At 70.4% G+C, this 14173-nt stretch carries 12 protein-coding genes; 5 read left to right on the forward strand and 7 right to left on the reverse strand.

What is annotated here, in order from left to right; translation table 11 throughout:
* Window position 1: 1 nt before the first annotated feature.
* From LRF89_RS05505 to LRF89_RS05515, 3 genes are read right to left on the reverse strand one after another with little or no spacing between them, the layout of a single operon-like run.
* Window positions 2–2275, reverse strand: a complete 2274-nt coding sequence (locus LRF89_RS05505) for a heavy metal translocating P-type ATPase (protein WP_238633496.1) — start codon at window positions 2273–2275, stop codon at window positions 2–4.
* 30 nt (window positions 2276–2305) lie between these two features.
* A complete protein-coding gene (locus LRF89_RS05510) occupies window positions 2306–2518 on the reverse strand; it encodes a heavy-metal-associated domain-containing protein (protein ID WP_011814972.1) in 213 nt (70 codons plus the stop codon).
* Window positions 2493–3383, reverse strand: coding sequence for an ion transporter (locus tag LRF89_RS05515; protein WP_238633495.1), 891 nt, complete (start codon window positions 3381–3383; stop codon window positions 2493–2495). Before LRF89_RS05515 ends, LRF89_RS05510 begins: the two co-directional genes overlap by 26 nt.
* Window positions 3384–3478: 95 nt before the next feature.
* Between LRF89_RS05515 and LRF89_RS05520 the strand changes: the two genes are divergently transcribed.
* Together LRF89_RS05520 and LRF89_RS05525 are read left to right on the forward strand one after the other, a co-directional pair.
* Entirely contained in the window at window positions 3479–3949 is a 471-nt protein-coding gene (locus tag LRF89_RS05520; RefSeq protein ID WP_201172908.1) for an Hsp20/alpha crystallin family protein, read from the forward strand.
* A gap of 125 nt (window positions 3950–4074) precedes the next feature.
* A complete protein-coding gene (locus LRF89_RS05525) occupies window positions 4075–4440 on the forward strand; it encodes a hypothetical protein (RefSeq protein ID WP_238636701.1) in 366 nt (121 codons plus the stop codon).
* A gap of 21 nt (window positions 4441–4461) precedes the next feature.
* On the opposite strand, the gene LRF89_RS05530 is transcribed toward LRF89_RS05525, so the two are convergent.
* Complete coding sequence (locus LRF89_RS05530) at window positions 4462–4908, reverse strand: universal stress protein (protein ID WP_238636702.1); 447 nt, start codon at window positions 4906–4908, stop codon at window positions 4462–4464.
* Between the two features lie 95 nt (window positions 4909–5003).
* On the opposite strand from LRF89_RS05530, the gene LRF89_RS05535 reads away from it, so the two are divergent.
* The 3 genes from LRF89_RS05535 to LRF89_RS05545 are packed head-to-tail and all read left to right on the forward strand — an operon-like array spanning window position 5004 to window position 8018.
* Window positions 5004–6779, forward strand: a complete 1776-nt coding sequence (locus tag LRF89_RS05535) for a carbon starvation CstA family protein (protein ID WP_238636703.1) — start codon at window positions 5004–5006, stop codon at window positions 6777–6779.
* Window positions 6776–7054, forward strand: a complete 279-nt coding sequence (locus LRF89_RS05540; protein WP_201172916.1) for a cory-CC-star protein — start codon at window positions 6776–6778, stop codon at window positions 7052–7054. The genes LRF89_RS05535 and LRF89_RS05540 overlap by 4 nt, the downstream gene beginning before the upstream one ends.
* A 25-nt stretch (window positions 7055–7079) precedes the next feature.
* Complete coding sequence (locus LRF89_RS05545) at window positions 7080–8018, forward strand: ArsA family ATPase (RefSeq protein WP_238633491.1); 939 nt, start codon at window positions 7080–7082, stop codon at window positions 8016–8018.
* A 239-nt stretch (window positions 8019–8257) separates the two neighbouring features.
* Here the strand turns inward: LRF89_RS05545 and LRF89_RS05550 are convergent, their stop codons facing one another.
* The 3 genes from LRF89_RS05550 to purL all read right to left on the reverse strand — a co-directional run bounded on the left by LRF89_RS05550 (window position 8258) and on the right by purL (window position 14172).
* Complete coding sequence (locus LRF89_RS05550; RefSeq protein ID WP_201172917.1) at window positions 8258–9247, reverse strand: quinone oxidoreductase family protein; 990 nt, start codon at window positions 9245–9247, stop codon at window positions 8258–8260.
* 32 nt (window positions 9248–9279) lie between these two features.
* Window positions 9280–10173, reverse strand: a complete 894-nt coding sequence (gene galU, locus LRF89_RS05555; protein ID WP_201172918.1) for a UTP--glucose-1-phosphate uridylyltransferase GalU — start codon at window positions 10171–10173, stop codon at window positions 9280–9282.
* Between the two features lie 99 nt (window positions 10174–10272).
* A complete protein-coding gene (purL, locus tag LRF89_RS05560; RefSeq protein ID WP_238636704.1) occupies window positions 10273–14172 on the reverse strand; it encodes a phosphoribosylformylglycinamidine synthase in 3900 nt (1299 codons plus the stop codon).
* Window position 14173 lies beyond the last annotated feature (1 nt).

Below are 14173 nucleotides of genomic sequence, written 5' to 3' on the forward strand. Positions count from 1 at the left end.
CTCAGCGCCCCGGCGCCGGCGCCGGCTCCAGCCCTCCGCCGGGCAGCACCGTCCGGCGCAACCGCAGACTGTTGGTCACCACCAGCAGGCTCGAGAGGCTCATCGCCCCGGCGGCCATCATCGGCGAGAGGAGCACACCGAAGAACGGGTACAGCGCCCCCGCGGCCACCGGCATCAGGGTCACGTTGTAGACGAAAGCCCAGAACAGGTTCTGCCGGATGGTCCGGAAGGTCTGACGGGCCAGTCCCAGACCGCGCGCCACGCTGCGCGGATCGCCGGCCATGATCACCACGTCGCCGGCCTCGATGGCCACGTCGGTGCCCGTGCCCACGGCCACCCCCACGTCCGCCCGCGCCAGGGCCGGCGCGTCGTTGATGCCGTCACCGACGAAGGCCACGTGCCGCCCCTCGGCCTGTAGATCCCGGATCGCCGTCTCCTTGTCCGCTGGCAGCACCTCGGCGCGCACCTCGCGGATGCCCAGCTCGGCGGCCACCGCCTCGGCGGTGGCGCGGTCATCGCCGGTGAGCATCACCGTGCGCAGCCCCAGCCCCTGCAGGGCCGCCACGGCGTCCACCGCGCCATCTTTGATCGGGTCGGAGACCGCCACCAGACCGGCGACGCGACGGTCGACGGCGACGTACATCGGCGTCCGCCCACGCCGGGCCAGGGCGTCGGCCTCCGCCGCCTGATCCGGCTCGATGTCCGCGCCCAGCTGCTCCATATAGCGCCGCGCGCCGACGGCCACATCGGTGCCGGCGACCCGACCGCGGATACCGAAGCCGGCCACGGCCTCGACCTGCTCGGCGGCCGGTACCGCCAGCCCCCGCTCCTGCGCGGCCGCCACCACGGCCACACCCAACGGGTGCTCGCTGTGCGCCTCCACGGCAGCGGCCTGCGCCAGGACCTCGTCGTACTGCCAGTCGCCGCCGGGCACCAGCTCCGTCAGGGCGGGACGCCCCTCGGTCAGGGTCCCGGTCTTGTCCAGGACCACGGTGTCGATCCCCGCCGAGGCCTGGAAGGCAGCCCCCCGGCGGAAGAGGATGCCCTGCTCGGCCCCCCGCCCGGTGCCCACCATGATGGCCATGGGCGTGGCCAGACCCATGGCGCAGGGGCAGGCGATCAGCAGGACCGCCGCGGCCACGACCAGGGCGTGATCGATACCGAACCCCAGCATGGTCCACAGCACCACCGCGCCCAGTGCCAGGAAGATGGCCCCCCAGACGACCACCCCGGCCACCCGGTCCACCAGGGACTGGATGGGCGGCTTGGAGGCCTGGGCCCCCTCGACCATGCGCACGATCTGGCCAAGGACGGTGTCGCCCCCGACCCGGGTGGCCCGGAAGGCAAATGCGCCGCTGCCGTTGATGGTGCCACCGATGACCTCGTCCCCGGCGCCCCGGGCCGTCGGCACCGGCTCGCCGGTGACCATGGACTCGTCGACGTAACTCGAGCCCTCGATGACCTCGCCGTCCACCGGCACCCGTTCGCCGGGGCGCACCAGCACCCGCTCGCCGGGCTGCACCTCCTCCACCGGGACCTCGCGAACCGCGCCATCGCGCTCCACCCGGGCCGTCGGGGCCTGCAGGGCCATCAACCGCTGAATAGCCTGGGAGGCCCGCCCGCGGCTCTTGAGTTCGAGGTAGCGCCCGACGAGAACCAGCGTGATGATCACGCCGATCGCCTCGAAATAGACGCCGCGGGCCTCCTCGGGAAACAGCCCGGGGGCAACCAACACCGCGGTGGAGTAGCACCACGCCGCCGAGGTACCGAGCATCACCAGGGTATTCATCTCGGGGGCCAGCCGGCGCAGTGCGGGCAAGCCGTGGCTGAAGAAACGCCGCCCCGCCCAGGCCAACACCGGCGTGGCCAGCGCCCACTCGACCCACAGCCAGGCCCGATCCGGCGCCAGTGCCGCCATGGCATCCGCCAGGGCCGGCCAAAGCATCGGGCCCATGGCCACCAGGACCAGCGGGACGGTCAGTGCAGCGGCCAAAACCAGATCACGCCACAGACCGCTCAGCTCCCGATCGCGACCCGCAGCGGCGGCCTCGTCACTCTTCCGCGGCGAGGCCCGAAACCCACCCCGGGTCAGGGCCTCAGCGATCGTAGCGGGACTCACACGGGCCGGATCGTAGGCGATGCTGGCCCGTTCGGTGGCAAGGCTGACGGAGGCTTCGCTGACCCCCGGCAGACGCTGGGCAATGCGCTCCACCCGCGCCACGCACGAGGCGCAGGACATGCCCTCAACGCTCAGTTCAACGCGCGCCTCGGCCAATCAGCCTCCTCGCGCCCGAATATCGGGACGCTAATCGTCGGTCACCATACCGGTAAAGCCCAGCTCTTCCAGGCGCTGGGCGACCATCGCCGGATCGGGACGCCCTTCCACGGCGGCCTCGTCGTCCTCAGCGCTGACGCTGACCACCCGCTCGACCCCGGGCAGGCTCTCCAGAGCCTCGCGCACCGAGGCCTCGCAATGGGCACAACTCATGCCCTCAATCCGGATTCTGACCGTTTCCATGACTCGCTCCGTCTGCTTGGACCCGTTGCTCCAGCCTATCGACTTTCGCGTGCAACTCGCGCAGGTGGCGGAGCATCTCCTCGCGCTCGTCGTGCGCTTTCTGCTCCGTGGCCACCCGTTTCTCTTCCTCTTCTTCCCAGTGCAGGGACTGCATGCTATTGACGATGATACCGATGAAAAGGTTCAGAACGGTAAACGCTGAAACCAAGATGAAGGTCACGAAGTAGAACCAGGCCCCGGTGTGCTCCTCCATGACGGGCCGCGCGATGGCCTCCGACCAGCTTTCCAGCGTCATCACCTGGAACAGCGTGTACATGCTCGCGCCGATGCTGCCGAACCAGTCCGGGAAGGTGTCGCCGTAGAGTTCGGTACCCATCACGGCGAAGACGTAGTAAACCAGCCCGAGCAGCGCACCGATCCAGCCGATGCCCGGCAGCGCGCGCAGCAGCGACTCGACGATCACCCGCAGCCGCGATACCTGAGAGAGCAGGCGCAGCAGGCGCAGGATGCGCAGCGCGCGGAGCACCGTGTAGGCGCCGGCGTCGGGCACCAGAGAGATGGCCACGATACCGAAATCGAACAGGTTCCAGGGCCCGCGGAAGAAGCGCGGCCCCCACGCGACGACCCGCAGCGTGATCTCCACGACGAAGAAGGCGAGGATGATCTCGTTGATCAGCGGGATGGCGCCGCGGCTCCAGGCCACCAGGTCGTCGGAGGTCTCCAGCCCCAGAGTGACACCGTTGATGCAGATCACGGCAATGACCGTGTTCTGGAAAAGCGGCGCCTCGACCAGCGCCTGCAGGCGCGCGTGCCATTTCCGGAGCGGGGAGCGCGCCCCCGGCTCGCGGCCACTTGAAAAAGCCAAACCCGCCTCCATCCTTACTGTTACGGACGGGGACGCCGCCCACCGGGCCCCGCTCCGAAGAACCCCCCAGTATAACCAGACAGGAGGTGATGCGTATGGCCATCATGCGTTACGACCCCTGGAGCACGCTGCGCGACCTGCAGAGCGACCTGGACCGGATCTTTGCACCGGGCTCGGCTCGCCCAGGCGCCATGGCGCAAGCCGGCGACGACAACGGCGAGACCGCCAGCAACTGGCTGCCGGCCGTGGATATCCACGAGGATGAGCAGAACTACGTGGTCCACGTGGACCTGCCCGGCGTCTCCCCCGAGGAGATCGAGGTAGCCATGGACAACGGCATGCTGACCATCAAGGGCCAGCGCGAGTCCGAGGAGAGGGAGAGCGGCGCCAACTGGAAGCGCATGGAGCGGGTCCGCGGCACCTTCTTCCGCCGCTTCACGCTGCCCGACAACGTGGACGCGGAAGGGATTCAGGCCCGCGCCCGCAACGGCGTCCTGGAGGTGACGGTCCCCAAGCGCCAGGAAGAGCCCGCCAAGCGCATCCAGGTCCAAGCCGACGACGGGTAACCTCCGGCGCGCCGACCACTCCACCGGCCGCGGCCCCGCCGCGGCTTTTTTCGTGCCGGACCGCGCCCATCGACGACGTCGGGCGGGGGTTCCCCGACGGCGTGGCGCATCGCATACTGCCAAGGATGAAGGATCGAAGCTCGACAACGGCGATCGGCCTCGGATCGCTGCTGCTCGCCGCCCTGATGGCGGGCGGCTGCACCGGCTACGGGCAACCACCCGCCGCGGAGCAGGCCGAGCCGCGGCCGGATTACAGCGATCCCCGCCAGTGGCCCGGCGGATATCAGATGGACCCGGACGCCGGCGACCGCCAGGCCCGGGAGGAGATGCGTGCGACGGGCACCGAGATGCGCAACCTGGGCCGCGACGGCGAACTCGAGGCCGGCTTCCGCGAACTCCAGCAGGGCATCCGCCAAGAGCAGTCGGAGATCCTCGGCACCTTCCCGGAGATCTACGGCCGCGACGCCTGGCGGCGCTTCCCGCAGCGCTAGGCCCGGGGCGCTGCGAACCTTCTAGGCGTCACGCCCGTGGGGGACCACCACCACCGGGCAGGTCGCGTGCTGAAGCACCTGGTGGCTCACCGAGCCGAGCAGCAGCCCGGCAAAGCCGCCGTGGCCCCGACTGCCCACCACGAACAGCTCGGCATCCTGCCCCGCCTGGTCGAGCAGCGTGCCGACGATCCCATGGCGCTCGGCGTGCACCACCTCCTTACGGATCTCGACGCCCACGGGGACCTCGCCGACCCCGTTGACCGCCCGATCGAGGATCGCCTGCGCTTCCGCCTCCAACTCCGAGGCGGCGGGGGCAACCAGAACGCCGAGATCGGAATCCAGGTAGCGCCGGTCGATGACGTAGACCGCGCGTACCGGGCACCGGCGCAGCGCCGCCTCATTGACGGCCCAGTTCAGGGCACGCTGCGCGCCTGTGGAGCCGTCCATGCCAACCACTATCGAACTCATAAGTCCCCCTTGGGTCGTGCAGGCTGTTTTTCGGCGTACCGTGTGAATTATAGTCCGTTAACCACCGGCACAGACTACGGGGAAAGGAAGGCGAAATGAATGCCATCTGGCTTGCGGTTGCCGTTGTCGCCCTCTACATCTTCGGTTGGCTCTGGTACTCGCGATTCCTGGCGGAGCGGATTTACCGCCTGGATCCGCGTTTCACCACCCCCGCCCACCGCTACCGGGACGGCGTCGACTTCGTCCCCACCAACAAGTGGGTGCTCTGGGGGCACCACTTCACCTCGGTCGCTGGCGCCGCGCCCATCGTCGGGCCGGCCATCGCCATGTACTGGGGCTGGGGACCAGCGCTGGCCTGGGTGGCCCTGGGGACCGTCTTCGCCGCCGGCGTGCACGACTTCGGCGCCCTGGTGCTCTCCAACCGCCACCGCGGTCAGTCGGTGGGCACCATGGCCAACCGCCTTATCGGCCGCCGCGCCAAGCTCCTGTTCCTGTTCATCATCCTGATCCTCATCCTGATGGTGAACGCGGTCTTCGCCTGGGTGATCGCCAACCTGTTCATCAGCAACCCGGCGGCCGTCCTGCCCGTGGTCCTGCAGGTGCCGGTGGCGATCTGGATCGGCTACATGGTCCTGCGCCGCGGCGGCAGCCTGCTGGTGCCGTCGCTGATCGCACTGGTGATCATGTACGGAACGGCGATCCTCACCACGCACTACGAGTTCCTGCAGATCGACCTGGTGCGCTGGTTCGGCGGCGAGGGCGAGATTACAGCCCTGTTCGGGCTGGAGGCCACGCCGGCGAGCTTCCTGGTGTGGATCCTGGTCCTGCTGGCCTACGTCTACTTCGCCAGCACCCTGCCGGTGTGGAAGCTCCTGCAGCCGCGGGACTACATCAACGCTCAGCAGCTGGTCGTCGGCCTGGGCATCCTCTACCTCGGCCTGTTCGTGATGCAGCCCGAGGTCACGGCCCCGGCCTACAACACCGAGGCGACCACCTCCTGGTTCCCGCTGCTGTTCATCACCATCGCCTGCGGCGCCATCTCCGGCTTCCACGGCCTGGTGGCCTCGGGGACGTCCTCGAAGCAGCTGGACAAGGAGACCGACGCCCGCACGGTGGGCTACCTGGGGGCGCTCGGCGAAGGCACCCTGGCGCTGATCACCATCATCGCCGTAGCCACGCTGTTCGCCAGCACCGCCGAGTTCACCGACAGCTACTCGAGCTTCGCCGCCGCCGGCCAGGCCGGTGTCGGCAACTTCGTCGAGGGGGCTTCGCAACTGGCCGGCGGCATCGGCATCCCCTCCGACGTGGCCGCCACCATCGTCGCCCTGATCATCGTCTGCTTCGCCGCCACCACGCTGGACTCGGCGGTGCGCCTGCTGCGCTATATCATCGGCGAGCTGGGCACCGAGTACCGCATCCCCAACCTCACCCGCCGCCACGTGGCCACCTCGCTGGCCGTGGGCCTGACCGCTTTCCTGGTGCTGGTCCCCGACGGCGGCGAGGGGCTCGGCTCCGGCGGCTATCTGCTCTGGCCGCTGTTCGGCACCTCCAACCAGCTGCTGGCCGGGATCACCCTGATGCTGATCTCGCTGTGGCTTTACCGGAAGGGCCGCAGCCCCATCCCGACGCTGATCCCGATGGTCTTCCTGCTGGCGATGACCATCTGGGCGATGACCGAGCAGGTGGTCCTCGAGTGGTCCGGCCTGCGCGAAGCCGACGCCGAGTGGCTGCTCTTCGGCCTGGGCGCGGTGATCCTCGGCTTCGCCATCTGGATCCTGCTCGAGGCGGTGCGGCTGTTCCGCAGCCGTGACGAACTCGAGGCGCTGCGGGACCCGGCCGACGAAGAGCCGGAGCGCGAGGGGCGGTCATGAGCGCCACGGACGGCTCCTGGTGGGAACGGCTTCAGCAGCTGCTGCGCGGCTACGATCAGTCGCTGCGCCTCGGCCACGACGCCGAGGTCAAGCGGGAGCTGCAGGACCAGGAGGACCTGATCCTGCTGATGCTCTTCGGGGAGGCCATGGGCCTCCCCAACCCGGCCTCCTACTACACCCTGGAGCTCTACCCGGCACTGATCGAGTCTTACCATGAGTGGCACCAGCGCATGGGGATGGATCACTCGCCGCTGGACCACATCCGGTGCTGCTGAACGACGAACCGCGGGAGGCCAAGCGGTGATCAGCGAACCGATCCTGTTCTTCTCCGGCAAGGGCGGCGTGGGCAAGACCACCACGGCGGCCGCCCATGCACTGGCCGCGGCGGACAGCGGGCAACGGGTCCTGCTGGTCTCCACCGACCCGGCCCACAACCTGGGCGACGCCTTCGGCCGCCCCCTCGGCGGGGAGCCCACCCGCGTGGCCGGGAACCTCGATGCCATCGAGATCGACCCGGATGCCGAGTGCGCCCGCTACATCGAGCAGGTCAAGCAGAACATCCGGGCCACGGTCCGCTCGACCATGATCGAGGAGGCGGAACGGCAGATCGACATGGCCGGCCGCGCCCCCGGGGCGTACGAGGCGGCCCTGTTCGACCGCATGGTGGGGATCCTGCTGGACGAGGCGCACCCGGGCGAGGCGCAGGGCTACGATCAGGTGGTCTTCGACACCGCACCCACGGGGCACACCATCCGGCTACTGACCCTGCCGGAGCTCATGGGCGCCTGGGTAGACGGCCTGCTGCGCCGGCGCACGGAGCACAACCGCGAGCGCTCGCAGTGGCTCGGCGATGGCGAGGTGCCCGAGGATCCGCTCTACGATCTACTCAGCGAGCGGCGCCGGCGGATCGCGGCGGTCCGCGATCTGATGCTGGATCCGGCCATGACGGCCTTCGTCTTCGTCCTCACCCCGGAACACCTGCCGGTGGAGGAGACGCGGCGCGCGCTGGCGGAACTCGACAGCCACCGCTTGCGGGTGGGGGCGCTGGTGATCAACAAGGTGCTGCCGGAGGAGGCGGACGGCACCTTCGTCGCCCGCCGCCGCGAGGCCGAGGCGGAGCACCTGGCGGCGATCGAGCAGCACTTTGCCGATCGGCGGCGCTACTACGTGCCGCTTCGCGCCGCCGACGTGCGCGACCTGGACGACCTCCGTGCCGTTGCCGGGCATCTGCGGGACTGACCCCGGCGCGGGGGAGGCCCCCTGGTCCGCCGGCGTCATTGAGCGCGCCGAGCAGCGCAGCCGGCGCGGGGGCCAGCGCGAACCTTTGCGGGTTCGCGCTGGTCAGCGAGGTTTTGTCCGAGCGGCGCGGCAGCGCCGCGAGTTAAGCGAGCGGCCCCGCGCCGGTGAGCAGCGCAGGGAACCCCGCAGGGGCGCGCTCGTTCGACGCCGGCGGACCCGGGGCATCCCCCGCGCCGGGGTCAACCCGCTGCGCCGAGATCGAGCACCGTGGCCCCGCTGGTCGCCCGGGCCTCCAGATCCGTGTGGGCCTGCGCCGCCTTCTCCAGCGGGTAGCGCCGCCCCACCCGGGGCTCGATCACGCCCTGGGTGAGCGCATCGAAATACGCCGAGGCGCCGGCCAGCAACTCGTGGCGATCGGCGATGTAGTGGAACAGCACCGGACGGGTCAGGAACAGCGACCCCTTCTGCGCCAGCAACCCCGGCTCAATCGCCGGCGGCGCCCCAGAGGCATTCCCGTAGCTGACCATCAGACCCAGCGGGCGCAGGCAGTCCAGCGACCCCTCAAAGGTGGCCGCCCCCACGGAGTCGTAGACCACGTCCACACCCCGGCCACCGGTGATCGCCTCGACCTTCTCGCGGAAGTCGTCCCGGGTGTAGACAATCGGATGGTGGCAGCCGTGCTCCGCAGCCACCTGCGCCTTCTCCTCATCGCCCACGGTGCCGATCACGGTGGCCCCGAGGGCGTCGGCCCACTGGCAGAGGATCTGCCCCACGCCGCCGGCGGCGGCATGGACCAGCAACGTGTGCCCACGGCGGACCGTGAACGTGCGGTGCAGCAGCAGCCAGGCGGTCAGGCCGCGCAGGGTGGTGCCGCCGGCCACCGCATCGTCGATCTCGTCGGGGACCGGAATCAGCCGTTCCGCCGGCAGGATGCGGGCCTCGGCGTAGGCCCCCGGCGGCGGCGTGGCGTAGGCCACGCGCTCGCCCACCTGCACCTCGCGGACCCCCTCGCCAACCGCCTCGACCACGCCGCTGGCCTCCACGCCGATGCCGTGCGGCAGTCGCGGCAGCGGATACAGCCCGCTGCGGTGGTAGCAGTCGATGAAGTTGACCCCGCAGGCAGTCTGGCGGAGCAGCACCTCGCCGGCGCCCGGGGCGGGCACCTCAACCTCTTCGACCTGCAACTGCTCGGGGCCACCCGTTTGCTGGATGCGGACGGCGCGGGCCATGGCGTCCTCCTGTTGGCCGGGGCGGGAGCCGCTCAGGCGTCGTCCCCCAACCCTCTGACATAGTCCCGGAAATCCGGGCCGAGCTCCGGGTGCTCGAGCCCGTAGGCCACGGTAGCCTGCAGGTAGCCGAACTTGCTGCCGCAGTCGTAGCGCTCGCCGGCGTACTCGTAAGCGTACACCGGCTCCTCGGCCATCAGCGAGACGATGGCGTCGGTCAGCTGGATCTCGCCGCGGTGATCGGGGCGGGTCCGATCCAGGTGGTGGAAGATGTTGCGCGAGAGGATATAGCGCCCGACCACCGCCAGGTTGGACGGCGCCTCGGCGGGGCTGGGCTTCTCGACCATGGCGCTGACGGCGGTGACACCGTCGCCGACGGTCTCGCCCTCGACGACGCCGTACTTGTCCGTCTCGGCCTGCGGGACGCGCTCGACGCCGAGCACCGAGCCGCCTCGCCAGGCCGCCACTCCGGCCATTTGGGCCAGGGCCGGGGCGTCGTCGCCGGCATTGATCAGATCGTCGGCGAGGATGACGCCGAACGGCTCGCGACGACCGACCGCCGGCCGGGCACAGGCCACGGCGTGACCGAGCCCCAGGGCTTCGCCCTGGCGGATGTAGATGCAGCTCACCCCCTTAGGCACAGTATCCTTGACCAGCTGGAGGAGCTTCTCCTTGCCCTTGGCCTCGAGCTCCCGCTCAAGCTCGGTGGCGGTGTCAAAGTGATCCTCGATGGCGCGCTTGGTGCGGCCGGTCACAAAGACGAGGTACTCGGCCCCGGCGGCCACCGCCTCCTCCACCGCGTACTGGATCAGCGGCTTGTCGACCACCGGCAGCATCTCCTTGGGACTGGCCTTGGTGGCCGGCAGGAAGCGGGTGCCGAGCCCGGCAACCGGGAAGACAACAGTTCGGATCGGGTAGTTGGCGCTCAAGATTCGACCTCCTGACGTTGTTCGGTCTTTCCCTGTCCGGCGGCCGGCCGGCCCCTGCGCTCCGGCCGGCGGCGCTACCGGATAAGGTACGGGCCGATCTCAGCCAACCCAAGCCCGCGCGTTGCGGAACATGCGCAGCCAGGGGCCGTCCTCGCCCCACTCGGGCGGATGCCAGGAGTACTGCACGCTCCGGAACACCCGCTCGGGGTGCGGCATCAGGATCGTCGCGCGGCCGTCGTCGCTGGTGAAACCGGTCATCCCCCCGGCCGAGCCGTTGGGATTGGCCGGATAGGCATTCGCCGGCCGGCCGTCGCCGTCGATGTAGCGCAGCACCGGCCGGGCCGCCGCCGCGTCGCCGGCGCTGAAGTCCACCCGACCCTCGCCGTGGGCCACCGCCAGCGGGAGGCGCGAGCCGGCCATGCCGCGCAGCAGCACCGAGGGCGAGTCCACCACCTCGACCAGGGCCAGACGCGCCTCGAACTGCTCCGAGCGGTTGCGCACGAAACGCGGCCAGGCCCCGGCGCCGGGGATGAGATCGCGCAGATGGGCGAGCATCTGGCAGCCGTTGCACACGCCCAGGGTGAAGGTATCCGGACGGTGGAAGAAGGCCTGGAAGGCCTCCCGGGCGCCGTCGTGGAAGCGGATGCTCTTGGCCCAGCCGCCCCCTGCACCGAGGACGTCGCCGAAGGAGAAGCCGCCGCAGGCGGCCAACCCGTGGTAGCCGGTCAGGTCGTCGCTGCCGCCGAGGATATCGCTCATGTGGACGTCTACGGCCTCGAACCCGGCGGCATGGAAGGCCGCAGCCATCTCCACGTGGCCATTGACGCCCTGCTCGCGGAGCACCGCCACGCGAGGCCGCGCTCCGGTGGCGATGTACGGGGCCGCCACATCCTCGGCCGGATCGAAAACCGCCTGCGTAGCGGTCAGGCCGGGATCGTCGCTGTCCGGGATGGCGTCGAAGGCCTCGGCGGCGCACTCGGGGTCGTCGCGCAGGGCCTGCATGCGGTAGCTGGTCTCGGCCCAGATCCGCTGCAGCTCCCGCCGGGGCCGATCCAGCAGCGCGCCCCCCGCGCCGTGGACCACCACTCGATCGTCCGCACGCGGCTGCCCCAGCCGGCGCACCCGGACGCCCTCCGGAGCATCGGCGGCGGCGGATTCCAGGGCATTGGCCTCGGCAGCGGTCAGCTGCAGGACCAGGCCGGGCTCCTCGCTGAAGGCGGCAGACAGGAGCCCGTCCGGGCCCTCGCCGGAAACGGCGTCCAGATCCACCTCGAAACCGCACCGCCCGGCGAAGGCCATCTCGCAGAGGGTGACCAGCAGGCCGCCGTCGGAGCGATCGTGACAGGCCAGGATGCGCCCCTCGGCGAGTAGGTCCTGTACGTGGTCGAAGGCCCAGCGCAGCGCCGCCGGGCTGTCCAGATCCGCCGGGCGTTCGCCGATGCGACGGTAGACCTGCGCCAGGGCGGAGCCGCCGAGACGATGCCGCTCGCCGCTGAGTTCCAGCGCCACCAGAACGGTGTCCGGCTGCGGCTGCAGCTGCGGCGTGACCGCCCGGCGCACGTCGGCAACCGGGGCGAAGGCAGAGACCACCAACGAGACCGGCGCCGTTACCGAGCGCTGCCCGCCGGCTTCCTCCCAGACCGTGCGCATGGACAGCGAATCCTTCCCCACCGGGATGGCCACCCCCAACTCCGGGCAGAGATCCCGACCCACGGCGGCCACCGTGTCATACAGCGCGGCGTCCTCGCCGTCGTGGCCGCAGGCAGCCATCCAGTTGGCGGAGAGGTTCACCGCAGCAAGCCGCCCCACCCCGGCAGTGGCCAGGTTGGTCAGGGCCTCGGCCACGGCCAGCCGACCGGAGGCCGGGGCGTCGAGGATGGCCACCGTGGGCCGCTCGCCCACCGCCATGGCCTCGCCGGCATAGCCGCGATAGTCCGAGACGGTGATCGCGCAATCGGCCACCGGCACCTGCCAAGGGCCGACCATCTGATCCCGCACCACCTGCCCAGTGACGGTCCGATCGCCGATGGTAATCAGGAACTCCTTGGACGCGACGGCGGGCAGCTGCAGCACCCGCTCCAGCGCCTCGACCACGGTCACCCCGCCCAGATCCAGCGGCGCTCCGGCCACAGCCCGGCGGCGGACATCGCGCAACATCTTGGGTGGTTTGCCCAGGAGCAGCTCCATGGGCAGGTCCACCGGCGTGTTGTCGAAGTAGCCGTCGCCGACGACCAGCTCGCGGGCATCGGTGGTCTCACCCACCACGGCGTAGGGGCAGCGCTCGCGGGCGCACAGCGCCTCGAACTCGGCCAGCCGCTCGGGGTCCACAGCCAGGACGTAGCGCTCCTGGGACTCGTTGCACCAGATCTCCAGCGGCGACATGCCCGGGTCGTCGATGGGGATCGTACGCAGCTCGACGCGCCCGCCGCGGTCGGCATCGTCGAGGATCTCGGGGATGGCGTTGGACAGGCCGCCGGCGCCCACGTCGTGGATGGAATGGATCGGATTGCCGTCGCCGCGGGCCGTGCAGGCGTCCAGCACCCCTTGCGCGCGCCGCTGCATCTCGGGGTTGTCGCGCTGCACCGAGGCGAGATCCAACGCCTCGTCGCCGCTGCCGCTGGCCACCGACGAGGCCGCCCCGCCGCCCAGCCCAATGAGCAGGGCCGGTCCGCCCAGCACCACCACCGGCGTCCCCGCAGGCAGATGGCGCTTATGGACGTGATCGTCGCGGATGTTGCCCATGCCGCCGGCGATCATGATCGGTTTGTGGTAGCCACGCACCTGCTCGCCGCCGCCGACCGCCGGCGCGGCGAGCTCCAGCGTGCGGAAGTAGCCGCTCAGCGCCGGCCGCCCGAACTCGTTGTTGTAGCCGGCTGCCCCCAGGGGGCCATCGAGCATGATCGCCAGCGGCGAGGCGATCCGCCGCGGCCGGGCTTCCGGGCCTTCCCACGGCTGCTGAAAGCCGGGGATGCGCAGATTGGACACCGAAAAGCCGGTCAGCCCCGCCTTGGTGCGACCACCGACGCCGGTGGCCGCCTCGTCACGAATCTCGCCGCCGGCACCGGTGGCGGCACCGGCGAACGGCTCGATCGCGGTCGGGTGGTTGTGGGTCTCGACCTTCATCACCAGGTGAGCCGGCTCAGGGTGTTCGCGGTAGCATCCGTCGGCCCCGGCGTGCAGGCGCCGGGCCTCGAAACCGGCGGCCACGGCGGCATTGTCGCTGTACGCCGAGAGCACGCCACCGGGGCTGGCCTCGTGGCTGCGGCGGATCATGGCGAACAGCGACTGCGGCTGCGCCTCACCGTCGATGACCCAGTCGGCGTTGAAGATCTTGTGCCGGCAGTGCTCCGAGTTCGCCTGGGCGAACATCATCAACTCGACGTCGGTGGGGTTGCGCCCCAGGCCGTCGTAGCTCTCGAGCAAGTAGTCGATCTCGTCCTCGGCCAGCGCCAGACCCAGCTCGGCATCCGCCCGGGTCAGCGCCTCGCGCCCGCCGCCAAGGACGTCGATCTCGGCCACCGGGCGCGGCTGGCTGTCCCGGAACAGCGCCTCGGCCTCCTCCGGGCCGTCGAGCACGGCATCGGTCAGCGGGTCGTGGATCGCCGCAACAACGGCCTGACGCCCAGCTCCGGTCAGGGGGCCGTCGCTGATGATGCGAAACAGTGTGCCACGCTCGATACGCTCGACATCGCTGAGCCCACAGTTGCGGGCGATGTCCGTAGCCTTGCTCGACCACGGCGAAACGGTGCCGGGGCGCGGCACCACCAGAAGCGTGGTCACCTCGCCGTCGGCACCGGCCGGCGCCGGGTAGTCGGCCCCGTAGTCGAGCAGCTGCAGCAGAACCTCGTGCTGCGCTTCGGAAAGGGGCCGTTCAGTGGCCACGAAGTGGCAGTGCATGGCGTCGACGGCGTGCACCGCCGCACAGGCGGTGCGCAGCTCGTCACGCAGCTTGTCGAGGCGGAAGGGGGAGAGGGCGCGTTTTCCGGGAATCTGCAACATG

It is taken from the genome of Halorhodospira sp. 9621 (assembly GCF_022228055.1).
In the GTDB taxonomy this organism is placed as follows: domain Bacteria; phylum Pseudomonadota; class Gammaproteobacteria; order Nitrococcales; family Halorhodospiraceae; genus Halorhodospira; species Halorhodospira halophila_A.